This is a genomic window from Orenia metallireducens (assembly GCF_003001995.1).
GTDB classification, from domain to species: Bacteria; Bacillota; Halanaerobiia; order Halobacteroidales; family Halobacteroidaceae; genus Orenia; species Orenia metallireducens_B.
In genome coordinates, this window is record NZ_PVNB01000015.1 from 76389 (window position 1) to 100195 (window position 23807).

General features: G+C 34.6%; 20 protein-coding genes. 7 read left to right on the top strand and 13 right to left on the bottom strand.

What is annotated here, in order from left to right; all coding sequences use genetic code 11:
* The first annotated feature begins 310 nt into the window (after positions 1-310).
* Both BX659_RS11155 and BX659_RS11160 read left to right on the top strand, forming a co-directional pair.
* Positions 311-1063 carry an AzlC family ABC transporter permease gene (locus tag BX659_RS11155; RefSeq protein WP_097018367.1) on the top strand — a complete coding sequence of 251 codons (753 nt, stop codon included), beginning with the start codon at positions 311-313 and terminating at the stop codon, positions 1061-1063.
* On the top strand, positions 1056-1358 hold the full coding sequence (locus BX659_RS11160; RefSeq protein ID WP_097018387.1) for an AzlD domain-containing protein: 303 nt from the start codon (positions 1056-1058) through the stop codon (positions 1356-1358). Before BX659_RS11155 ends, BX659_RS11160 begins: the two co-directional genes overlap by 8 nt.
* A 137-nt stretch (positions 1359-1495) precedes the next feature.
* Here BX659_RS11160 and BX659_RS11165 read toward each other — a convergent pair whose 3' ends face one another.
* The 4 genes from BX659_RS11165 to BX659_RS11180 form a co-directional block, all read right to left on the bottom strand.
* Positions 1496-2740, bottom strand: coding sequence for a dicarboxylate/amino acid:cation symporter (locus tag BX659_RS11165; protein WP_097018368.1), 1245 nt, complete (start codon positions 2738-2740; stop codon positions 1496-1498).
* A 255-nt stretch (positions 2741-2995) separates the two neighbouring features.
* The gene (locus BX659_RS11170; protein WP_097018369.1) at positions 2996-4414 is read right to left on the bottom strand and encodes a carbon starvation CstA family protein; all 1419 of its coding nucleotides are present in this window, start codon (positions 4412-4414) and stop codon (positions 2996-2998) included.
* Positions 4415-4770: 356 nt separating this feature from the next.
* Positions 4771-5547, bottom strand: a complete 777-nt coding sequence (locus BX659_RS11175) for a LytR/AlgR family response regulator transcription factor (protein WP_097018370.1) — start codon at positions 5545-5547, stop codon at positions 4771-4773.
* Positions 5534-7255 (bottom strand): LytS/YhcK type 5TM receptor domain-containing protein, encoded by a 1722-nt coding sequence (locus BX659_RS11180; protein WP_097018371.1) that lies wholly within the window; start codon positions 7253-7255, stop codon positions 5534-5536. Before BX659_RS11180 ends, BX659_RS11175 begins: the two co-directional genes overlap by 14 nt.
* A 377-nt stretch (positions 7256-7632) precedes the next feature.
* On the opposite strand from BX659_RS11180, the gene BX659_RS11185 reads away from it, so the two are divergent.
* Positions 7633-8499: a zinc dependent phospholipase C family protein gene (locus tag BX659_RS11185; RefSeq protein WP_097018372.1), complete on the top strand. Its 867-nt coding sequence runs from the start codon at positions 7633-7635 to the stop codon at positions 8497-8499.
* Here BX659_RS11185 and BX659_RS11190 read toward each other — a convergent pair.
* From BX659_RS11190 to BX659_RS11200, 3 genes are all read right to left on the bottom strand, one after another.
* Positions 8489-9751 (bottom strand): MFS transporter, encoded by a 1263-nt coding sequence (locus BX659_RS11190; RefSeq protein ID WP_097018373.1) that lies wholly within the window; start codon positions 9749-9751, stop codon positions 8489-8491. The two genes, BX659_RS11185 and BX659_RS11190, sit on opposite strands and share 11 nt — an antisense overlap.
* Before the next feature lie 148 nt (positions 9752-9899).
* Complete coding sequence (locus BX659_RS11195; RefSeq protein ID WP_097018374.1) at positions 9900-11129, bottom strand: family 4 glycosyl hydrolase; 1230 nt, start codon at positions 11127-11129, stop codon at positions 9900-9902.
* Between the two features lie 162 nt (positions 11130-11291).
* Positions 11292-12074, bottom strand: coding sequence for a sporulation protein (locus BX659_RS11200; RefSeq protein ID WP_097018375.1), 783 nt, complete (start codon positions 12072-12074; stop codon positions 11292-11294).
* 295 nt (positions 12075-12369) lie between these two features.
* On the opposite strand from BX659_RS11200, the gene BX659_RS11205 reads away from it, so the two are divergent.
* Entirely contained in the window at positions 12370-13113 is a 744-nt protein-coding gene (locus BX659_RS11205; RefSeq protein ID WP_097018376.1) for a Dps family protein, read from the top strand.
* Between the two features lie 95 nt (positions 13114-13208).
* Here the strand turns inward: BX659_RS11205 and BX659_RS11210 are convergent, their stop codons facing one another.
* From BX659_RS11210 to BX659_RS11230, 5 genes are all read right to left on the bottom strand, one after another.
* The gene (locus tag BX659_RS11210; RefSeq protein ID WP_097018377.1) at positions 13209-14540 is read right to left on the bottom strand and encodes a histone deacetylase family protein; all 1332 of its coding nucleotides are present in this window, start codon (positions 14538-14540) and stop codon (positions 13209-13211) included.
* A 46-nt stretch (positions 14541-14586) separates the two neighbouring features.
* Entirely contained in the window at positions 14587-16239 is a 1653-nt protein-coding gene (locus tag BX659_RS11215; RefSeq protein WP_097018378.1) for a hydantoinase/oxoprolinase family protein, read from the bottom strand.
* A gap of 207 nt (positions 16240-16446) precedes the next feature.
* Positions 16447-16758, bottom strand: coding sequence for a hypothetical protein (locus BX659_RS11220; protein WP_097018379.1), 312 nt, complete (start codon positions 16756-16758; stop codon positions 16447-16449).
* 384 nt (positions 16759-17142) lie between these two features.
* On the bottom strand, positions 17143-17814 hold the full coding sequence (locus BX659_RS11225; protein WP_097018380.1) for a deoxynucleoside kinase: 672 nt from the start codon (positions 17812-17814) through the stop codon (positions 17143-17145).
* A 487-nt stretch (positions 17815-18301) separates the two neighbouring features.
* Positions 18302-19198, bottom strand: a complete 897-nt coding sequence (locus BX659_RS11230) for a YegS/Rv2252/BmrU family lipid kinase (RefSeq protein ID WP_097018381.1) — start codon at positions 19196-19198, stop codon at positions 18302-18304.
* 521 nt (positions 19199-19719) lie between these two features.
* On the opposite strand from BX659_RS11230, the gene BX659_RS11235 reads away from it, so the two are divergent.
* The 3 genes from BX659_RS11235 to BX659_RS11245 all read left to right on the top strand — a co-directional run bounded on the left by BX659_RS11235 (position 19720) and on the right by BX659_RS11245 (position 22894).
* The gene (locus BX659_RS11235; RefSeq protein ID WP_216358805.1) at positions 19720-21084 is read left to right on the top strand and encodes an ABC transporter substrate-binding protein; all 1365 of its coding nucleotides are present in this window, start codon (positions 19720-19722) and stop codon (positions 21082-21084) included.
* A 61-nt stretch (positions 21085-21145) separates the two neighbouring features.
* Positions 21146-22030: a carbohydrate ABC transporter permease gene (locus BX659_RS11240; RefSeq protein ID WP_097018382.1), complete on the top strand. Its 885-nt coding sequence runs from the start codon at positions 21146-21148 to the stop codon at positions 22028-22030.
* 24 nt (positions 22031-22054) lie between these two features.
* Positions 22055-22894, top strand: coding sequence for a carbohydrate ABC transporter permease (locus BX659_RS11245; RefSeq protein WP_097018383.1), 840 nt, complete (start codon positions 22055-22057; stop codon positions 22892-22894).
* Positions 22895-23034: 140 nt separating this feature from the next.
* Here the strand turns inward: BX659_RS11245 and BX659_RS11250 are convergent, their stop codons facing one another.
* Entirely contained in the window at positions 23035-23592 is a 558-nt protein-coding gene (locus BX659_RS11250; protein WP_097018384.1) for a hypothetical protein, read from the bottom strand.
* Positions 23593-23807: the final 215 nt, after the last annotated feature.

The window sequence follows — 23807 nt, forward strand, 5'->3', positions numbered from 1 at the left end:
AGCCTCCTTGTTATAATATAATTTCTTCTTGTATATTATAACATATTTTAGTATAATATATTACAATAGATTTCGTATTATATAAAATACAATTAGATAATATAACATACTAGTTTATAATTAAATTTAATTATGACGTTATATAGAGAGGTTACGATACTTTTTCTTTGGTAGTTGGGTAGTTAGAGGTTAGGTAGTTAGGTTTAACCTAGCCACCAAACCACCCATCCACCTAATACCTAAAATGTTGCAATATACCCATTAGATCTCACTTAACTATATATAATCAAGAAAGGATGTGTCAACAGGCATGAATAATAATGAAAATACTGGCGTATTGAAGAAAAATATGGTTATAAAGAATTCATCTCTTCTAGTAGGACTTAAAGCTGGAATCCCTATTGCTATCGGTTATATCCCTATTGCTATCGCCTTTGGCTTAGTTGCCAAAAGCAATAATATTCCTAATCATATCAGTATTGCCATGTCTTTAATAGTCTTTGCAGGAGCAAGTCAGTTTATTGCTGTCAATCTATTATCTTTAGCAACAGGTTATCCTGAAATTATTATGACAACCTTTATCATTAATTTAAGACACTTTTTAATGACCGCTGCCCTATCACAGAAGTTAAAGAAGTGTCTATCAAAAAAATATCTCTTACTACTCTCCTTTGGAGTAACTGATGAAACCTTTGCTATGGCTTCTTTACAGGAAAAGAAGCTTGCTGGTGATTTTATATTGGGATTAAACCTAATAGCTTATTTGGCTTGGACTGGTGGAACAGCAATTGGAGTCTTCTTAGGAGCAGGATTGCCAACAATCATCCAAAGCAGTATGGGCATTGCCCTTTATGTAATGTTTATCGGCTTATTAGTTCCAAACCTTAAGAAGTCTAATTCCTTATTGACAGTAACTTTTATAGCTATTACAATCAGTTCTACCCTATATTATCTGCCTTTCTTTAAAGCTTTATCAACTGGATGGATGATAATTATTACAACAATACTTGCTTCTATTATTGGTGCAATTTTATTTCCAGAGGATGGTGGTAATGATGAATAATATCTGGTTACTCTTAATAGCAATGGGAGCTGTCACTTATATCCCTAGAATGCTTCCAATGATCTTCTTACAGGATATCAAACTACCACCTTTTCTTAAACGAGTTTTAGAGTTTATCCCCATAGCAGCTTTAAGCGCCTTGATCTTTCCAGGAATTATCTACTCCACTGATAGTATAAATTCAGCTATTACAGGTGGAGTTATCGCTGTGATATTGGCATGGCTTGAAGTAGACTTATTAGTGGTAGTAGGTGGGGGAATTGGAGGAGTATTATTAGTAGAATTGCTATTATAAAGAAAAAAAGTTGCCTTTCGGCAACAAGACTAGATCTAAGACTGAGTGAATTTTTAATTTTATAACTGAATTTATCATTGCTTAAGCTCATCCTTAGACTCAAACTAATTTAAAGATAATCATGTAAACTATTACCTTTAAGCATTTGTAGTTTTTGAGTTAGCAAGATCTAAATCAAGCTCCCCCTCTGATGAAGCTACTATTACAGTAGCTGCACTATCGCCAGTTATATTGGTAACAGTACGGGCCATATCCAAAATACGGTCAATTCCTGCAATTAGTGCAACCCCTTCTAAAGGTAGACCCACACTCTTTAAAGTAAGAGTTAACATAATCAATCCTGCCGATGGTACTCCAGCAGTTCCAATTGAAGCTAAGGTTGCTGTCAATACTACAGTAAGCTGTTGAGCAAGACTTAGCTCCATCCCATATACTTGTGCTACAAATAATGCACAGACCCCTTGATAAAGTGCTGTTCCATCCATATTGATAGTAGCTCCTAGTGGTAAGACGAAACTACTGATTTTATCAGAGACACCTAGATTATCTCTACAGCACTTGGTAGTAACAGGTAGAGTCCCAGAACTACTACAGGTACTAAAGGCAAAGATTTGAGCACTAGCAATACCTTTAAAGAATCTTCTGATACTCAACTTAGTAAAGAGTTTGATTGCTCCTCCATAAGTAATAACCCAATGGATCAAGCAACCAAGATAGACAGCAATAATTACTTTTAATAACGGCAACAACACAGCCAAGCCAAAAGAACCGACAACAGAAGCTATTAATGCCAAGATTCCATAGGGAGCAAACTCCATTACTAGAGCAGTCAATTTGTACATAATCTCAGCAAAGGAATCAAAAAATGCTAAGACCGGCTCTCCTTTATCACCAATCAAAGAGATTGTCAGACCTATAAATAGAGCAAAAACAATAATCTGCAACATATTCCCCTGCTCTAAGGCTACAATAGGATTTTTGGGGACAATGTTAAGTAAAGTCTGGCTTACTGGAGGTGCATCCTTAGCCTCCATCGCTACATTACCTACATCTAGCTTCAAGCCAAAACCTGGCTGAATCACATTTCCTAAGATCAATCCAATAATTACAGCAAAAGCTGTTGTACATAGATAAAAAGCAATGGTCTTACTCCCAATTCTCCCTAAACTTTTAGGGTCTCCTACACTAGCTGCCCCCACAATTAAAGAAGAAAAGACCAAAGGAATGATAACCATTCTAATCAACCTGATAAATAACTCCCCTATAGGTTCAATGACTACAGTCTTTTCACCAAAGATCACCCCGATAATTATTCCTAAGATCAAACCAATTAAAATCTTAGTATGCAATTCTAGATTATTCCATCTTTTCAATAACAATATAAGAAACCTCCCCTAACTTTTTAACCCTCTTATTCTATCGATAGTTTATAAAATCATAGGTTTATTAAATATGTATTGTAATAGCTGATATTATATGAATTTAATTATAATTATCAACTTTAAAGTAAAATTTAAAGTATAGCTAACTAAAAGCTCAAGAAACCTGTTATATATTGATCCATAACATAAAAAACCTAAGAAGGTAAAGACCCACTTAGGTTTTTTATTTAGTTCTTATATAAATTTTCAATTTGCCTATGCTACTGCTTTGACATCTTCTTCCTTCTTCTCTTGTTTGACTAAGAATAATGCTAAAGCTCCAACAGCAGCTAAGACACCAACTATTGTTGAAATTGGACCTTGAATCCCAAAGCCTTCTGGTGCAATAATAATGTAAGAGATAGAGACTGCTGTCATAAAGGTTGCTGGAATAGTAGCAATCCAATGGAACTTACCATGTTGGAGTAAATAAGCTGCTCCAGCCCATAAAGCAATCATCGCTAAAGTCTGATTAGACCAAGCAAAGTAACGCCAGATGATACTAAAGTCCATTTGAGATAAGACAATCCCTACTGCAAATAGAGGAATAGCTAACTTAAATCTGTTAGTCTTATCTGTCTGCTCTAAATCAAAGATATCAGCCAAAATCAATCTAGCACTACGAAAAGCAGTGTCACCAGAGCTGATTGGTAGAGCCACAACTCCTAGCATCGCTAGAATACCACCAGTTATACCTAACATATTATCACTAATTAGCTTAACAATTCCTGCTGGTCCTCCATTTTCAGCCATAGCAGTTGCTAAACCATCAGTTCCTCCAAAGAAGGTCATAGCTGCTGCAGCCCAAATTAAAGCAATCACACCTTCAGCAATCATCGCTCCATAAAATACCTTTCTTCCATCCTTCTCATTCTCTAAACAGCGAGCCATTAGTGGTGATTGAGTAGCATGAAAGCCACTGATTGCACCACAAGCAATGGTTACAAATAACATTGGCCACATTGGTAGTTCGCCAGGATGAAGATTGGTTAATGTTATCTCTGGAATTTGATAGTCTCCAAGAACCAATCCCCCACCGATACCAATTGCCATAATCAATAGTGAACCACCTAAAACAGGATAGAATTTAGCAATAATCTTATCTACTGGTAAAACAGTAGCTAAGAAGTAATAAACGATAATAATCGCTAGCCAGATATTCAGACTCATGCCAGTCATATTAGCTAATAAGCCAGCTGGACCAGTCATAAATACAGTGCCAACTAAGACCAATAAAACGATAGAAAAGAGTCTCATAAATTTACGGGCACCTTCACCTAAATACTCTCCAACTACCTCTGAAATACTTGCTCCTTCATTACGAATAGATAGCATCCCTGCTAAATAATCATGGACAGCTCCAGCAAAGATAGACCCAAATACGATCCACAAAAATGCGGCTGGTCCAAATAAAGCACCAGCAATTGCTCCAAAAATAGGACCTAATCCTGCAATATTCAAGAGCTGAATTAAGAAGACACGAGCCCAATTAATCGGTACAAAATCAACACCATCTTCTTGCAAATAAGCTGGAGTCTCTTTATCTCCATCGACTCCAAAAATTCCCTCTACAACCTTACCATAAACCATATACCCCACAACTAATGCAACTAATGAGATAATAAAAGATACCATATTATATCTCCCCCTTTAATTTTTAGAGTGTTAACTGATTATAGGGGTTATAAACTTATTGCTAACTTGTACTTAAATTATAGAATAAATTTGCTATTTTGATAAGTAATTTACTCTAAATAACATAAATTAAGGGTTCAATTGCATTATATTGCTCTAAGCTGTATTAGATTAACTAAAAACATATCAATCTAACTTAAATGTGAAACTATATGAGTATATTATGATACTTTTTTATTAGATAGTTAGGGATTGGGTGGTTAGGTAGTTGGATTTTGCTAAACCCTACCCACCTATCTACCTGACAACCCAAGTGTCGCATTGTCTCTCTTTAGTTTTACTTTAAAGTTAAACAATCATATCCCAAATACTTTTTGTAAATCTTTCACTTTAGCACGGCTGACAGGAACCTCCATCTGTCTATCATCACCCATTAAGACCTGATATTTTCCTTTAAACCAAGGAACTATCTCTTTAATCTTGTTTAGATTGATTAAATAACTGCGATGCACTCGCAAAAATTCAGCTTGCTTTAATCTATCCTCCAATTCACTCAAGGATAGGTCTATCTGATACTCTTGGTCATAGGTTTTGACATAGACCTTAGAATCATGGGTATATAAGAGTATAATATCATTATACTCTAGTAATTTGAGATTCCCCTTATTTGTTCTCACAGCCAATTTCTCAATCTTAGAAATTCTACCTTTATCTCTTATCTTCTCAATTAGATCTGTTAGCTTCTCCTCTATAGCCTGTTCTTTAAAGTAGAGGGGTTTAATTCTATTTATTAACTTTACAAGCCTCTCTTCTTCATAAGGCTTTAATAGATAATCAACTGCATTGACTGTAAAGGCATCTAAAGCATATTCATCATAAGCTGTTACAAAAACAATTATAGGCTCTAGCTCTAAGTCCATAAGCTCCTTGGCAACTTCCAAGCCAGTCTTTCCTCCCATTTGAATATCTAAAAAGACTAAATCAGGACTTTTTTCTTTAATAAGCTCTAAAGCTTGAATCCCATCCTCTGCTACTCCTACCAGTTGAATATCATCTATCCCTTCTAATAAAAACTCCAGTTCACTCCTTGCTGGAAATTCATCATCTGCTATTATTGTTCTAATCTTCTCCATTAGCTTCCCTCCCCTGAAGTAAGTATGGAATTTGAATTCTAACTCGAGTCCCCTCTTGCTGCCGACTACTAATCTCTAAACCATATTCAGTACCATATATCTTTTGAATTCTCTGTTTAACATTGCTCAAGCCAATTCCACATCCCTTTCCATACCCTGCTTCTATCACACAATTTAGATACTTATCTGGAATTCCTACCCCATTATCTATTATCTCTAATACTAAGATTTCATCTTTATCCCTTGCTTTAACCAATACCTTACCAAGACCAACTTTAGAAGAAAGACCATGCTTAATAGCATTCTCTACAATCGGCTGTAAGACAAAACTGGGAACCTGACAGCCTAATAATTGCTTAGGAATATCTATCTCGACCTCTAAATTGGAACCAAAACGAGCCTTCTCTATCTCAACATAATAAGAGGTATACTCCAATTCCTTCTCTAACCTGATTAAGCTATGGTTCTCCTTTAAGGTATGACGGAAGAATTTAGATAGCTTGACCAATAAATTTCTTGCTACCATAGGGTCAGTACGACAAAAAGAGATAATAGTATTTAAGGCATTAAATAAGAAATGGGGATGAACCTGAGACTGTAAAGCCTTCAGCTCAGCTTGAGTAGACAGCTGTGCCTCCTTCTCTAAACTGGATATGTGTAACTGGGTAGATAATAACTCTGAAATCCCTCGGGCTAACTCTATATCTACTTCTGTAATACTACTCTCTTCAGATTTATATAACTTTAGTGCTCCAATCACCTCATCCCTTCTCTTTAAAGGGGCAATTACCGCTGACTTAAGATTACAGTCCTTTACTGGACAACCTAGCTTTTGTTTGTTAGTAGCTACCTTCAAATGACCCTCTAACAGAACCTTTTTAGTAGCCTTAGTCATTATCTGCTCTCCTGCCTGGTGGTGATCCATTCCCAGTCCATAATGGGCTAGAACCTTCTTCCGATCAGTTATTGAAACAGCTGCAACACCACTTATCTCCAAAATAATCTTTGATGCCTCTAAAGCAGAACTATAATTTAAACCTTCTTTTAAATAACCGATACTCTTGTTAGCAATCTTTAAGGCTTTATATGATTGTAAGGCCATCAGCTCTTGTCCCTTCTTCATACTATTATGGAGCACATTAATAAATAAAGTAATCCCTAGAGAATTACTTAAAATCATAGGTAGAGCTATAATTCTTACTAGTTCATAGGCTTGGCCATATGGATGGCTTAAGATCAAGACCAATCCCATCTCTAAAACCTCTATCATCACTCCTAATAGAAATGCCATACTTAAAGAGATTTTATCAAAAGGTCGATAGTAATAGATTATTCCACCAATTAACCCTGCTAAAGTGGTAGATAAAGCACAAGCAAAGGCTGTAAATCCACCTAGGAAATAACGATGAAGTCCTCCAATTAGACCAGCCAAAAGTCCTACCAAAGGTCCTCCCAGTAAACCACCGACAACTGCTCCAATAGCTCGAATATTGGCATAAGCATCATGGATATAAATACCCAAATAAGTGCCCAAAATTGATAATAAGCCAAAAAATATAATCAAGAAAATCTTAGATTTAAGCTTAGCCCTTCTATTAATCACTTGCGAAAAAATATCGGTTTCCATAATCAATAGTTGGGCTGCTACTGCTATAACTGCCATATTCTTGATCAGATCAAAGAGCAAACTAGCAATTAAATCAGACATAACTACTACACCTCCTCGAATTATAATGCTTAAATATCTATCTAGAGTAGTTAAATAAGTTATTTTGTATTATAATTATATCATATAGAACCCTTAGATGAGATAGCAGTTAATAAATTATTGAGAAAATAGCTCGTGAAATTTAACTATGAGGTTATATGGGTATATTGCGACAGTTTTGCTACTAGTCTCTGGTCTCTCCTACGGGTTTGAAAATCATAAACCCTCCGTGATAAATCTGCTATTAGCTAAGAACTTATAAAGCTAGAGGCTAGTAGCCAGTAGCTAGTGGCTATTAAAAAGTGTCGCATTATCTCTATTAAGTTTCACTTTAAGCTTAAATACCTATCATACCTTAAAGATAAGGAGTGGATATTATGCCTGATTTTTGGAGCCATATTGTTGCAGGAGATTTAATTATAGACAAACTAGAAGAGAATAGTTTCAAGGATATTATTAAAGAGAATAGAAAAAGCTATAATCTAGGATGCCAAGGACCTGACTTCTTCTTTTATAATGATTTTTGGCCTTGGATTAAGAAGAAACGTGGTCCTAAAATCGGATCACAGCTACACCAAACAAATATTAAATCTTTCTTTATAGAGAGTATCAATTACTTAAAAAGTAAAAATGATAGTAAGGATTTCCCGATACTACTAAGCTATTTTTGTGGCTTTTTAGCCCATTATGCAGTAGATAAGATAGCCCATCCCTTTGTCTTTGCTAAACAGAAAAATTCTGATGAGCATAAGCTCTTAGAGATTAATTTAGATACTTATCTAGTTGAAGAAATCTGGAAAAAAAGAGTCTATAGCCTCTCTCCACTTGATCAGATTGATTTAGGAAATAAGTTACCAGATATAATTATAGATTACTATAATTATATCTTAGATAAAAGTCATAATCATAATTTAGAAATAAAATTAATCAATGATTCCTACCAAGACTTCAAACAAGTAATGAGCTTCTTTTATAGTCCTTATCAGATCAAAAAGATAGTTTTTAAAACATTAAATCCTTTAGCACCACTTAACCTCAATACTTTAAGCTATCCTACTAAAATAAATTACGAAATCCTATCAAAAGAAGAGTACTTAAAGTTTAAAGAACTGATACTAGAAGGGGTTGAAGAAGCCATTAGGTTAATAGGTATATTAAAAGGCTACCTCCAAGATGAGCTTGAAAACTCACAGTTAGCAGTAGCCTTTCAAGGGATAAATTTTGAAGGGGAGCTTATTGAATAGCCTCAGCTCTCCCTTTTTCTATATCTACTCTACTTAACAGAATTATCCCTAAGATAAAGAAGGTAGCTAAGGAGATAATTCCCCATCTACTACTACCAGTCAACTGTCCAACTAGTGCAAAGATAAAGGGCCCTGTGATTGCAGCAAACTTACTAGAAACACCAAAGAAGCCATAGAATTCAGCCGACTTATTTGGAGGAACCATGATCCCATATAAGGAACGGCTCAATGCCTGTACCCCACCTTGTACTAAACCAACCATTCCAGCTAAAATCCAAAAATGGAGAGCACTGCTCATAAAATAACCTACAACAGTAATTAATAAATAAACACTAAGTCCTATGATAATTCCTCGTTTTGCCCCTATTCTCTCACCTAATTTACCAAAAAGTAAGGCAAAAGGAATCCCTATAAATTGGGTTAAGACCAAAGCACCAATCAAATCACCCTGTCCGATTCCAATTTCACTACCATAGATTGTAGCCATGCGAATAATCGTGCCTACTCCATCATTATAGATCCAAAAGGCAATCAAGAACTTAAACAATTGGCGATATTGTTGTATATTCCTAAAGGTTCTTGCTACTCTAGCAAAGCCAACTTTGATATATCTGCTGAATTTGAAGTTCTTCTTTCTTGGAAGCTCAGAAACATTTCTAAAGATAGGAATAGAGAAGATAAACCACCAAATTGCTACAGTTACAAAAGATAGTCTAGTAGCCAACAAACTATCACCTATCCCAAAGATAGTAGGCTTTTTAATCATGATTAAATTTATAACTAACAAAAGCCCCCCACCCAAATAACCAGCAGCATACCCCAAAGACGAAACATAATCCATCCTCTTTGGAGTTGTAATCTGTGGTAGAAAAGAGTCATAAAACACATTAGCACCAGAGAAGCCAATGCTTGCTAAGATAAAATAGAATGATGCCAAGAGGTAGTCACCCTCACCTATAAAGAACAATAAACCTGTAGCTGTTATTCCTAGATAAGCAAAAAATCTGAGAAAGCTCTTTTTAGAGTTAGAAAAATCGGAGATAGCACCTAGGATTGGTGATAATAAAGCAATGATTAACATTCCAATTGCTTGAGTATATCCCCAATAAGATGTAGCTACATTCTCTACCAACCCTTTTGCAGCCACTGTCCTATAAAATATTGGTAAGACTGTTGCTAAAATAGTTGTAGCAAAGGCTGAATTAGCCCAATCATACAGAACCCAAGAATAAACTTGCTTTTTATTTTCCATCAATTCACCCCATTATAAGATTTGATAGATTCTAATTCTTGAAAATTATTGGCTATTCCTTGTTAGCCAAGAGTTCTTAACAGAAATTTAACATTTTTAAAGAGAAAAAAGATTAGGTCATCCCTAATCCTCTTTCTCTTAGTTTTTACTATTTACTAAACTCTTCTTTCCAAATCTGATAAGCTATTTCATAATTTGGAACCTGAGGATTAACCACTAATGCTTTTAGGATATCATCCTTAGCTTGACTGATAGCAGCTTGGGTAGCTAAATTCCGATAATTGGCCTCTTGCTGTAATAAGCTCTTAACCTGTAAAGGAATCTCACCTACCTCTAATGCTCTAATACCACTACCATTAACGATTGTAGCTACCTCCACTATCACCTCATCAGCTATCCCCTCAAGCAGCCCATTATTGGCTATATTTAAAATAAACTCTTCATTCTTATCATTAACTATCGCTGCTATTAATGGGACTATCACATCAGAATACCAGATAGCACCCCTTTGGTAGATCAACTCTGGAATTGTCTCTGGACTCTCCTCTAAGGCTTTGGCTATCTCATCACTGGTCTCAATCAACTCTTCTGCTCTTAAGATATCCTTCCCTTTTGCCTTTTCTACTTCTATGCTATGATGGTAATAATATTTTAAATAAGGCAATGGAATCACCTCTAAATTCTTAATCCACTCTGAATTAATTCCTAGATCTAAAGAGTCTACCTCTTCAATAACTTCAGCAGTTCTATCCTCACCTCTAATACTTAACTGTTGATACCATCCTAAATGATTTAAACCAAAGTAATCATATCTAAGCTCTGCTCGATCTACATCTAACATCTTAGCAATCTTATTTAATACCCCTACTGGCAAATCACACAGGCTGATTACATTTACAGTCGTCTCCTGCTCAATCGCTTGTTGGACTATACTAGCTGGATTGGTTAAGTTGATTAATAGAGCTTCAGGGCAATACTCTTCCATCTGACTGGCCAACTCTAACATTACTGGTACAGTCCGTAAAGCATTAGCAAAGCCTCCAGGTCCTACTGTCTCCTCTCCGATAATATCATACTTTAAAGGAAACTCTTCATCATAGGCTCTAGCCTTCATCCCTCCTACCCTTATCTGGCAAAGAACCAATTCAGCGCCCTGTAACGCTTCTTGACGATCTGTTGTATATGTAACCTTGAAATCATACTCTGACTTATCTATCACACTCTGACTTAGTCTAGCTACCTTCTCCAACTTACTTGCAGTTCTACCATTTAAACAGATTTCATCAAAGTCAATCTCCTCTTGATAATTAGCTATTGCATCAAATAAAAGTGGTGTATAGAGTCCACTACCACCAATTACTGTTAATTTTATTCCCATTATCATTCCTCCTCTTATAATCTTATACTTATTATATTAAATTCTTGTCAAATTTATATTCTCCTTTTATATAATCTCTTATTATTCTTAAACCAGCCATTATCTTAGCTCTGATTATTTAGATAAAAAGGGCTAGTAGATGCATCTACTAGCCCTTTTTATCTAAATAAACTTTTCAATAAAGTTCTTAATCATTTCAGCTATATGATCTACTCCTTGCTCCAAATCCTCTTGAGCAATCTCAAGTAATACCTCACTCTCATCTAAATCCATGGCTTCTGCAAAAACTCCTAGTAGATTAGTTGCTCGACGGTCTACCTCAATCCACAATTTTAATCGGTCATCAAGTATATTATATAATAGCTCTAACTCATCTAGAGAGTTGACAAAAACTCCACCCTGTGGCTTTAACTCCAGCTCTTGGACAAAGGGATGTTTCCAGTCAAAGTCTGCCTCTTCATTAACAACCTCAGTAAGTACAAAGCCTAATTTCTCTAAAGCTCCTAATACTACCTGCATATAGGGATGGGGAACAACTGCTATCATATCCTTATCACCTGGGTCGATAGCGTTTTTAATATCTAAACCTGCATCTAGCCAGACTGGAAAGTTCTCTGTTGGAATCGGGGTCTGAGCATCTAAGATAAAGGAGAAAGGGATACTGAGCTCATCTCCAGAATTAACTGTTCTTTCAACAGGAATATCAATTACCTGTAGCTTGTAATCAACCCTATAAGAACTCTCCTCCTCATCCTCTACTGTCTTCTCATACTTTGTCATCACATTGAGATAAACTTTATCAATCTCCTGCTCTACATTACCACCTTTAATCTCAAAATGTCCTGTTACTTCTGCACCTGCTACCACATTCTCAGAGTCTAAGACTGTATCAATCTTGGTTGCACCAATTCCTACACTAGCCATCATCTTCTTAAATAAACTCATCTTGTTATCACCCCTGTTTAAATTTTTAGCAGAAACTACTATATATAATTGAACACCTAATTTACTTTTCCTTTTTAAAATGTAAAAAAGTCCACATAAATGTATAAATAACCTCTAAAGATTAAATTTACTTAAAGAATATACAATAATATAAGATCTTAATGAGGTGGGAGACTGTGGATACTAGTTAGACAGTGGGTATTTTATTTAATATGCTCCTCTAATCTTGTATAAAAATCAGAATAATTGATAATAATTTTAGTGTATTTAATAAAATCTAAAAGGAGGAATTATAATGGAGACAATTCAAGTCTTACCATCAACTTATAACGATATATCAGAGGTTAAAACAAACATGAATAATTTCAATGGGACATTCAATCTTAACAAATCAGGGTTTGATCCTAATATGCCAGGTCATTCTTCAGAGCATAATATGGTCTTCCGCCAAGAGCCTAGAACCGCTAAGATGGAGCTGGCTGGAATCGGTTTACCCCAGAATATCAGATTAGAGATGGGGCAGATGCTAGATGACCATCAATGTGCCTTAACAATAGCTTTACACCAGTATAACAAGCATCACTGGTTGACAGAGGGAGCAGAGTCTTTCTTCAGTATCCACCATATGTTAGAAGAGCATATTCAGGAGACTCAAAAGCATATTGATATGGTTGGAGAGCGAGTTGCTAGATTAGGAGTTGTACCTACTGCTCACCCTGTTACTCAGCATCAGCTCTCTTATATTAAGCATGAAGTGGAAGGGCGTTATACTATGCGTGATTTTCTACGCAATGATTTAGAGAATGAGCTAAAGATGCAGGAGATGATGAGAAAGACAATTACCCGTGCCCATGAAATCCATGACTATGGTACTGCTGAGGTTCTACAAGAGGTACTATTAAAAAGAGAAGACTTTGGATATCATATCTATAGCCTTCTTGAAGATGATACTTTGGTTAGAGGGATGAACCATCTCTTAGACCAGCAAGATGATATCATTCAAAGAAACTCAATTAATTCTCAAAACAGATTCCAGTAGAAAGCAGTGATGAATGACAGGTAATCGGTGACAAGTTAGAGGTTTAGAAATTCAAATATAGGAAAGCCACAGGTTAAAACCTGTGGCTTTCCTAATCATTTAGAAGATAACAACTTATCCTTTTTCTTATCTTGAAGATATACAATTTTAAACTTTGAACCAACCTTTGCTCGTTCATACTCTTGATCCCCTAACTTAGAACACTGATTACAAGAATTATGGGGAATGATAATAGCTCTAATTTTGCCAACAGCAGAAGGATGGGCAATAGAATCAATTATCATTAATCCTGCACAATCGGCACAGATTTTAATCTTGACCTCTTGATTCTCTGTAATATTAGCAGTATCATAATAGATATTTCGCTTGGTAGTATAATACTCCTTGCAATTGAACTTCTTTCTAATATCAACCTCATCTTTATTCTCCCAAGCTCTAAGTAACCTTTTCACATCTCTTTTAATAGTAGCAGTGATTTTTGGTGACTGCTCTTTAATCGCTGGATGATAATCTGGCTCTTTGATCTGACTATAATCTAAACCTGCCATCGCTAAGATTATACCTACATTGACATAAGGTAGAGCTGATTCAATGGAATAGCCTCCCTGTAAGATAGCTAGGTCAGGATCTAACTTAGCATTTAATTCTGCATAACCTTGGGCAGAGATATTCATATTGGTCAAGGGGTCACTATAGTGGTTATCCTGACCTGCTGCATTGATCAGCAAATCAGGCTTGAAATCATCGAGAATAGGCAAAATCAGATTATCAAGAGCATATAATAACCCTTCATCAGTGGTATTAGGTGGTAGAGGCAGATTTATCGTTCTACCATAAGCCCCTGGTCCACCTAAATCCTCGACAAAGCCTGTGCCTGGATATAAGGTTCTACCATCCTGATGTAAAGAAATATGTAAGACATTAGGATCATTATAATAGATATTCTGGGTTCCATCAGCATGATGGGCATCGGTATCAACAAAGGCAATCTTTAAATCACTACCATATTTCTGCCGTAAATGCTCAACCATGATTGCTTCATTATTAATAGTACAAAATCCCCTAGCACCATGGACTACATGAAAGGCATGGTGTCCTGGTGGTCTAATAATAGCAAAGGCCTTATCCACCTCACCTTCCATTACTAATTCTCCTGCTTTAATAGCTCCCCCTGCTGAAATCAAATGGGGCATAGTCACAATACTATCTATATCGGGAACACAGATATGGGTTCTCTCTACATCTTCTTTGCTAGCAACGATAGGATTATACTCTTCAATGCCTTCGATATCTAAAATCCCCTCTTCTAAAATCTGGTCTTTGGTATATAAAAGCCGCTCTTCCCGTTCAGGATGTGTCGGAGAGATAGCCCAATCAAAGGCAGGAAAGAAGATTAAACCTAATTTATTCTTAGCATTGATTCTCATTAAAAACCCTCCTATTTAAAGTTTTTAGTAGTTTTAACGGTTTTAATTATTCATTGTGAATTGCCCTTTCCAGCCCCGGTTTAATTTGAGCTGTAACTTCAATAATCTCACCAACTGTATTAAAACCACGTATCAGATTAAAGGATTGAGCATTAATAATTTCAATTAAAGCTTCACTATTAACTCTCTTCTTAAGCTCTTTCTTAACAACCTCTTTGGCTTGGTCTAAATTAAAATCAGTATTAACCTGCTTTCTTAGTTCAAATTCAGGAATCTGATAATACCCTTGCGAAGTGTCAGCATAAAGGGTACATTTTTGAGTAATTTGAGCTAGAGATGCTCCAATAGCATTGGCTACTTTTGACTCTCTAGGTAACTGATAAGCAAGCCCTAGCTCAGTAGATAATCTGTCTGCTAAGGCTTTGGCTGGTCCACCAATCACTACTAAATTATCTGCTTCTATCTCTTTAGAACTCAAAAGTTCATTGATAGTATAAACTGCTTGACTATTGAGTTTCTTTAAAATCTCTTCAATTTTTAACCTTATTTTCTTACAAAATCTATCAATAACCTCTTCTGCAAACTCAGTTAATGATAAGTTCAGCTCTAAAGCCAAAGGCTCTAAACTCTCTTTAGCCAGCATCTTATCACCAATTTTACTTAAGCCTAAGATCACTAAAGCATCTGTAGGAGTAGGCGCAGGTCCTCCTAAACAGGCAGCAACCCCCTTTCTTATTGGTCCAAGCTGAATACTACCCTCGTTTATTTGAACTAGACTATCTCCTCCACAAGCAATCGATTGACTAAATAACCCTCTAATTAAGGTTCTATAATCATTAATCTCTATCCCCTTGGGATTAAATAATGGTACTCCCTCGATAAATAAGGAGATATCAGTTGTAGTTCCACCAATATCTAGACCAATAGTAGTACCCCTTAGCTTATTAAGACTCAAAATTCCCATAATACTAGCAGCAGGACCAGAGTTGATCGTCTCAATTGGAACTTTAGTCGACTCCTTTAAGGGCATCGTTCCACCATCGGCCTTAAGAATATAAATCTCTTTCTTAAAGACCATCCTATCGAGCCCCTCTTTTATCTCTCTAATAAACTCTTTGTAACCTTTTTGGATAATACTATTTAAATATGTAGTTGCGACACGGCGGGGATAATTTAAGCTCCCTGATAGATGATGTCCTAGGGTAATCTCTATTTGAGGATAATTCTTCTCAATTAATCTTTTAACTTGTAACTCCTGTTTAGGATTACGATTAGAGAATTTACCACAGATTCCAAGCTGCTTAACCCCTTTTTTAAGCAACTTGCTAATTTTATCCTCTATTTCTTGTAGATTAAGCTCTTTAACCTCTCTTCCTCTATGGTCAATCGACCCAGAGATAATTTCGGTATAGGGACTATAACTATAATAGGCAGGATTTAATCCTGGTCCAGGAATTAAGATCAATCCTGTCTTGGGATAGTTACCTTCAGTAATCAAATTGGTAGCTAGAGTTGTACTTAATACAATACTATCGATTCTTTCTCTCTCTATATCGGCAATCAAATTCTGGCAACTAGTTAAGATAGTTTCACTAAGCTTATTATGATTGGTATTAATCTTAGTAGTTTTTAATATCTCTTGTTTCTCAATTAAGATCCCATCTGTATGGGTTCCTCCAATATCAATACCTAACTTCACTTAAAGTCACCTCCATAATTGATTTAGTAAAGATATAATAAAAATAATGCTGATTCTACTAGTAGAATCAGCATTATTTTTATTATTATTCTATTAATCAGAATAACCTATTAACTTTAATTTTGCAAGTCTTGTATCAACGAATATTCTATAATTATCATACCTCTTTTTAGCTTTTAAGACATCTCTAGAGATAGAAAACCACTTCTACTTTTGATGTCTTCTCTTAATTTCAAGCTCCTTCTTAATAGCAAAACTACCATACCCCTTCTTTAATTTCAATCCACTCCTCTGTATCTGACCTAAACCATGCCAATTCCTCTCATCAATCTCAAAGATATTATGGATAGTAGCTATCGCCTTTAAATTTCCTTGAGCCTTGACTGCTCTAAGATATAGTTTCTCAATCCTATTAATAACCCTCTTTAATATCTTATATAAAATCATAATAATATCATACCCTTCACCAGCAATTAATGCTAGTCTCTTAGATTTATTGGATATAAAACACCCTAGAATTTTACTAAAATAATCTAAATTTTCTCTTAACCCCCCTTAATGAACTTATGTGTTCTCATTTTAATATCCTTTAAAGTATCTCTTTAGCTAATAATATGCTTTAATTCTCACAAATATTAAATCTGAATAATTGAAAATGTAAATTTTTAATAGTTGCTTATGGAAATTCGATTATGTACTAAAACCCATCTAATCAGATAATAAAAAAGAACTATCTCCTACTAAACAAGTATCAACAGCAGACTTAGTAAACTAAGAAAGGGCTACAGGATTTTTAACCTGTAGCCCTTTCTTCAATAACATATGATAAATACCCAATATTAAAATCAAATTTATAATGTTTTTATTATCTTAATTTTACTTGTTACTCGTCACTATCAATCCTTACCCTATAGCCTCAATCTTCTCTAATTCCGCTAACCTCTTATCAATCATCAATAACACCTCTTTGGCATCCTCTTGCTTGGTTACATCATATCTATCAGCATCAATTACAAGTATCTCTGATGCATCATAGTGATTAAAGACCCAATCATCATATCTAGAATGTAAATTTCTCATATAATGCTCTAACTCTGGATTATGGTCAAACTGCTCAAAATCCCTTCCCCGCTTTTCAATCCTCTCTTCTATAGTTTCAAAAGATGCTTGTAAATAGATAAATAGATCTGGAGCTTTTTTGGGCATACCTTCTAACTCTTCCATCATATTATCCAATAAATCGAGATAACAATCAAATTCCGCTTGACTCATATTCCCATCTTCATAATTAATTCTAGCAAATAATGCATCTTCATAAATACTACGATCTAAGACATTATTTCTATCAATTAAAGCCTCTTTAATTGATTTAAATCTCTTATTTAAGAAATAAATCTGTAAAGCAAAGGCCCATCTCTTCTTATTATGATAAAACTTGTCCAATAGAGGGTTATCATCTACACTCTCATAAAAGACATCACTATCCAAATGATTAGCTATCATCTCTGCATAAGTTGTCTTCCCTACACCTATCATTCCACCTAGTACAATCACATAATCTCCCCCTTTATTCATTATCATCCAGCCCCTTTTACGTCAAAATCTATTAATTTAAGTCATAATACGATTATCACTATTATAAGTATCCTTATTCTTTTTGCAGCAGAATTTAAATTTTGAGTTGATTAATCTCCAAACAAAGAAAAATCCCTTATCTGTAAGGGAATTATTGATAATTTATAATAATTCAGTTCCAAACCTATAAATCCAAAAATTTATTGCCAAATATTTTTAACATTTTAGATTATTTGCTATTTAACAGTAATAGATAACTTCTTTCCTCTAATAATATATTATATTATAACAAAAAGTTCAACAAAAATAAAAAAAAGAGTTAGAGAATAGATACTCTTAACTCAATTTAGCAGAATAATCTTACTGATTGCTTAGTTAATCACCTAAATCTGAATTAATAAAATAAGAGTAATAAGATTAATAAGTGAAAAATAAATAATCAAGTTACTATTAACACTCATTACTCTTTTTATCATCTTCATATCTATTAGATATTAGCAAAAATCCTTAATTTTCTTGGTTCTAGGGATATCTCCAAAGGTAAGTGAGGACCTTTCTCACCATCTACATCGGAAAAATGAGGGTCGTAGGTACTATCGGTACATTCAACCTTAAAGTAATTATCCTGTAAATAAATGATATTCTTATCATTTAGGTGCTCTCCTTGGAGTATCTTGACAAATAAAGCTGCTATCTCATGTAAAGGCCTTGCCTTGATTGCTACAAACTCCAATAGACCATCATCAATAGTAGCCTTAGGAGCTAGCTTATTAAAACCTCCTGCCCCTTGACTATTTAAGATTAAGAATAGATAGACATCTTCTTCTACTCTCTTTTCTTTAGTAGTAATTTTTAAAGGAATGGGTTTTAATTTAGGTAGTTGCTCAATCCCTTTTAAGTAATAAGCCATCTTACCAAGAGTATTTTTAAACTTTCTATCAATCTCATGGGAGACAGTTGAGAGTAAGCCCCCAGCACAAACATTGATAAAGTATCTACCATTTACTTTACCTATATCCACCTCTTTAATATTTCCTTTCAGTATGGTATCAAAGCATTCTCTAAATTCAAAGGGCATATTCAGATGGGCTGCAAAATCATTTGCAGTTCCAGCAGGGACAATTCCCAAGGGAACATCTATCTTATCTGCTAACATCTTATTGATCACTTCATTAACAGTACCATCACCACCAGCAGCTACTATAGCATCATACTCATCTTCAACAACTCTCTCCAAACCCATAGGTATATCCCCTGGCTTTAAACTTCTAAATACACTCACCTCATAGCCTGCTCTTTGAAATCTATCAATAAAATCATCTAGAAAATCAGGAAATCTTCTATTGCCTGACATAGGATTATAAAGTAATTTAACCTTCTTCATAACTTAACAACCACCACCTTAGCTTATAATATTAATTTAAGTATAATTATATTTATTACTAAAGTTCATCGACTCTATCTTAATATTCTCTAGAAGCTAAATTATTCCTCTAAGATAACCTTCCGAATTCTATTTAAAATTATCACAATTATCTTGAATCTGTCAATCTCATACTAGAAAAAGGCTATAGCTATTGAAGTTTAAAAATGTCATTATAGAATGATATTGCGACACTTTTTAATAGCCACTAGCTACTGGCTACTAGCCTCTAGCTTTACAAGTTCTTAGCTAATAGCAGATTTATCACGGAGGGTTTATGATTTTCAAACCCGTAGGAGAGGCCAGAAACTAGTAGCTAAAGTGTCGCGATCTCCCCATTAACAATCAATATTTATTTTAAAATCTAATTAAAATAAAATGTTATATTAACCAAAAATTAATATACATTTAATCTCTTCTTAAAATAAATCTGATATATTTGAGTTTAGGAATAAAATCAGTCAACTAAAAGGAGGATTATAATGTTTGATAAGAAAGGTACAATTGTATCTGTAGTAGCGCTTTTAGTAGTTTTTGCTATCTTTACTATTAGTACAGCCAGTAAAGCATGGTGGATTTTTGGTGGAGATGATAGTCAAAATGACAAGATTGAAATTAGTTTTTGGCATGCAATGGGAGGACACAACAAAGAGGTAGTCGATACTTTGGTCGAAAAATTTAATCAGCAACATCCTAATATTCAAGTTAGTGCACAATATAAAGGAAGTTATCGAGAAACTTTAAATGCCACAATAGCAGCAACCCAACAAGGTAACCCACCTAGTGTAATTCAATCCTTTGAAATTGGTACTAGACAGAACGTGGATAGTGGAATCTTTATCCCCTTCCAAGATTTAACCAAGAAAGGTGAGATTGATTGGGATGATTTCCTGGAACCTGTCTTAAATTACTATAAAGTAAATGGAAAATTATATTCAATGCCCTTTAACTCTTCAAATGCAGTTCTTTATTACAACAAGAATTTATTTAAAAAAGCTGGGCTAGACCCAGAAAACCCACCAACTACCTTTGCAGAGATCACAGAAGCTAGTCAAAAGTTAGTTGCTAGTGGTGCTAGTAAAGCTGGTATTACTTGGGCCTTACATTCTTGGTTTTATGAGCAATGGATGGCAAATCTTGGTCAAAATCTAGTAAATCAAGAGAATGGACGAGCTGGCTTAGCTGATCAAGCCTATCTTACTAGTAAAAAATCAATTAAAATTATTAAATGGTGGAAGCAATTATATGATCAAGGACTATGGATTAATCCTGGTATTGAAGCTTGGGCACAAGCTGACCAAAACTTTCTCTCTCAAAGAGCAGCAATGCTGATAACTTCTACCTCTGGAGTTACAGGATTGACCAAATCGGCTAAGGATCAAGGCTTTGAAGTTGGAACTGCTCCAATTCCTATTCCTGCTGATGAGACTAGAAATGGTGTTGTCATTGGTGGAGCATCATTATGGATTGTTAAGAATAAAGATAGCAAAATTGAAAAAGCTGCTAAAGACTTTGTGAAATGGATGAGTTCAACTGAAAATCAGGTTTATTGGCATAAATCTACAGGCTATTTCCCGATTAGAAAGAGTGCCGTTGAATCATTAAAAGCTGAAGGCTGGTTTAGAGAGAATCCTAACTACCAGACAGCCTTTGACCAATTAATAGAGACTAAAAACGTTAGACCAACTCAAGGTGCTTTGGTAGGACGATTTATGGAGCTTAGAACGATAGTAGAAAAGACTGTAGAGAAGATCATTAATGATGAAACTAGTATAGAAGATGCCTTAAATCAGGCTAACCAAGATATTAATAAATCTCTAAAAGAGTACAATAAATTAATTAAATAATAAGCTTGGGGGATGCAAGTATCCCCTCTTTTTAATTGCAAGATAGATTGGAGTGAGTCAAATGCAAGTAAAATTCCGTAGCAAAGCTTTACCATATCTTTTATTATTACCTTCAATAATCGTTTCTCTACTATTCTTATATTATCCTGCCCTAAAGACCTTTGTCTTAAGCTTATATAAAACTGCTTTTATGGGGATGAGAAAGATCTTTGTAGGTGGAAGTAATTTTATAGAACTATTTACTTCAATAGAGTATTTACAAAGTATCTTAATTAGTTGTTTCTTTGCAGTTGGTGTTGTGGTAATTGGCTTAACTTTATCATTATTTATTGCTGTCTTATCCAATCAAGATATTAGAGGTGGTCGTTTATATTGCCTAGGCTTTATTTGGCCCTATGCTTTATCTCCAGCAATTGCAGGTGTCATCTGGTTATTTATGTTCAATCCCACAGCTGGAATAATTAACTATCTGACTGATTTATTATGGGGAATCAGTCCTGATTGGGTCTCTAATAAACATTTGGCTTTATTAATGGTGATAGGAGCAGCAGTTTGGAAGAATCTCGGGTATAATATCGTCTTTTATCTAGCTGCCTTGCAGAATATTCCTCAAGAGATCTTAGAAGCTGCAGAGATGGATGGAGCAAATAGTTTGCAAAAGTTCTTTCTGATTACCTTTGATTTTCTTAAGCCAACTACATTATTTTTGGTGATAATGAATTTAATCTATTCTTTTTTTGATACCTTTGGCATAATCGATATTTTAACCAAAGGGGGACCAGTCAATGCAACTACTACTATGATTTATAAGTTATATATTGACGCTTTCCAAAACTATAAGACAGGATTTGCTGCAGCACAATCGATTATTTTATTTATAATGGTGATGGGATTGACTATCGCTCAGTTTAAATGGAGTGATAGTAAGATTGATTATGGTTCATAATTTAAAAATTAGGGTGATTGACAGATGAATAAATATCTTATTAAGAAATGGACTAAAGTAGTATTAACTCATTTAATCTTATTGACTATGATGCTAATAGTGGCATCTCCTTTACTTTTTGCTATTATCAAGAGTACCCAATCAATGGGGGAAATCTTCAGTTATCCTCCTAAACTCAGCTTTGGCTCTGCCACCTTCAATAATTATAAGAAGGCTTTACTTGATTATAATCTGGCTAGGCTGATGCTCAATAGTTGTTATATTGCAATTGTCATTACCACTTTAAAGATTGTCTTCTCGATTTTGGGAGCCTTTGCTTTTGTATTCTTTAACTTTAAATATAAGAAGTTATTGTTCTGGCTGATCTTGATTACACTAATGTTACCGATTCCAGTTAGAATAATACCTTTATTTGAATTTATGAAACAGCTAAATTGGGGAGATAGCTTTCTGGCTTTAACAGTTCCCTTTCTAGCCAGTGCCACAGGAACCTTCTTATTTAGACAATACTTTATGAGCTTTCCTGAGTCTATTGTAGAAGCAGCTAAAGTTGATGGGGTAGGTCCATTAAGATTTCTATTTCAAATTTTGGTTCCTATGTCTTTAAATACTATCGGTGCCTTGGCTGTGATTGAATTAATCTATGTCTGGAATCAATACTTATGGCCATTGATTATTATCACCTCTAATCAGAAGCAGGTAGTCCAAATCGGTCTAAAATCATTAATAGGGACAGGAGATCAAGGAACAGATTGGGCTGTAGTCATGGCTGGTGCTGTGATTACCTTATTACCTCCCTTAATTGTCTTTATTTTACTCCAAGAACAGTTCATGAATGGCTTTGCTTTAAGTGAAAATAAATAAGCAATATTATTATAGTAAAACTTTATAAGTAAATATAAATACAATGATGCTAGATGACAAGTAATGAATTCAAATCAAAAAGATAAATTAGATTTTGTTATTTATATAAAATTAATGGACCTAAAATTAGGTCCATTAATTTAAAAGTCCCAAACTATCGGTTTAGACTTATCATCACTTTTATTATTATCTGCTAGATTCTTTTCCTTCTCTACTGCCGGCTTACTTTCTACTACTTCTTCTACTACTTCTTCTACTACTTCTTCTACCTCTTCACTTTCTTCCTCTCTACTTTCTGTATTATCGATATTACTATTCTCTAAGGCCTCTTCTTTAGATTCTTCTGTCCCATCTATCCCCTTTACTGATAAAGCTTGAAGTTCATCACTAGACTCTTTTAAATTAGATTCTGTCGCTAATCTATTCTCTAAATCAATCTCCATAAATCGCTGACCTGTTGCTGTTAACTCTAAATAGACCCTTCTTCCCTCTTTATTAGCTTTGAGAAAGAGACTCTCCTCTAACTCCCCTATCACCTCATTCATTCTATACTTACCTAATCTGTTAACCTCCCATAAATCTCGCAAAGTTATCTCTTGATTATTAGTAAATAACTCCAAAGAATTCCTTAAGGTATTAACCGACTCCTCTGATAGCTTAGATGATAATGCCTTAATACAGTCATCACATAATTTCATTGCTACTTCCCTCCTTTCTATATAAAATATATTTAAGCTAAAGGAAAAGTATACACAACTAAATGAAAATGAATATAACTAACAATAAATCTTTTATGAAGGAGAGCCACATATAATATAGCTTAATTGTAAAATGAACTTGAACTAATAAAAATTAATAAAAAAATGCCCATAGTAGACCAAACTGTAATATAATTAGATCACCACAAAATAAC

Bases quoted from the DNA above. Each gene is read 5' to 3' on its own strand.
- BX659_RS11185 (WP_097018372.1), top strand. From the start codon at position 7,633: ATGCCTGATTTTTGGAGCCATATTGTTGCAGGAGATTTAATTATAGAC.
- BX659_RS11155 (WP_097018367.1), top strand. From the start codon at position 311: ATGAATAATAATGAAAATACTGGCGTATTGAAGAAAAATATGGTTATA.
- BX659_RS11250 (WP_097018384.1), bottom strand. From the start codon at position 23,592: ATGAAATTATGTGATGACTGTATTAAGGCATTATCATCTAAGCTATCA.
- BX659_RS11195 (WP_097018374.1), bottom strand. From the start codon at position 11,129: ATGGGAATAAAATTAACAGTAATTGGTGGTAGTGGACTCTATACACCA.
- BX659_RS11160 (WP_097018387.1), top strand. From the start codon at position 1,056: ATGAATAATATCTGGTTACTCTTAATAGCAATGGGAGCTGTCACTTAT.
- BX659_RS11200 (WP_097018375.1), bottom strand. From the start codon at position 12,074: ATGAGTTTATTTAAGAAGATGATGGCTAGTGTAGGAATTGGTGCAACC.
- BX659_RS11230 (WP_097018381.1), bottom strand. From the start codon at position 19,198: ATGAAGAAGGTTAAATTACTTTATAATCCTATGTCAGGCAATAGAAGA.
- BX659_RS11190 (WP_097018373.1), bottom strand. From the start codon at position 9,751: ATGGAAAATAAAAAGCAAGTTTATTCTTGGGTTCTGTATGATTGGGCT.
- BX659_RS11210 (WP_097018377.1), bottom strand. From the start codon at position 14,540: ATGAGAATCAATGCTAAGAATAAATTAGGTTTAATCTTCTTTCCTGCC.
- BX659_RS11225 (WP_097018380.1), bottom strand. From the start codon at position 17,814: ATGAATAAAGGGGGAGATTATGTGATTGTACTAGGTGGAATGATAGGT.
- BX659_RS11180 (WP_097018371.1), bottom strand. From the start codon at position 7,255: ATGTCTGATTTAATTGCTAGTTTGCTCTTTGATCTGATCAAGAATATG.
- BX659_RS11175 (WP_097018370.1), bottom strand. From the start codon at position 5,547: ATGGAGAAGATTAGAACAATAATAGCAGATGATGAATTTCCAGCAAGG.
- BX659_RS11205 (WP_097018376.1), top strand. From the start codon at position 12,370: ATGGAGACAATTCAAGTCTTACCATCAACTTATAACGATATATCAGAG.
- BX659_RS11235 (WP_216358805.1), top strand. From the start codon at position 19,720: ATGTTTGATAAGAAAGGTACAATTGTATCTGTAGTAGCGCTTTTAGTA.
- BX659_RS11240 (WP_097018382.1), top strand. From the start codon at position 21,146: ATGCAAGTAAAATTCCGTAGCAAAGCTTTACCATATCTTTTATTATTA.
- BX659_RS11245 (WP_097018383.1), top strand. From the start codon at position 22,055: ATGAATAAATATCTTATTAAGAAATGGACTAAAGTAGTATTAACTCAT.
- BX659_RS11170 (WP_097018369.1), bottom strand. From the start codon at position 4,414: ATGGTATCTTTTATTATCTCATTAGTTGCATTAGTTGTGGGGTATATG.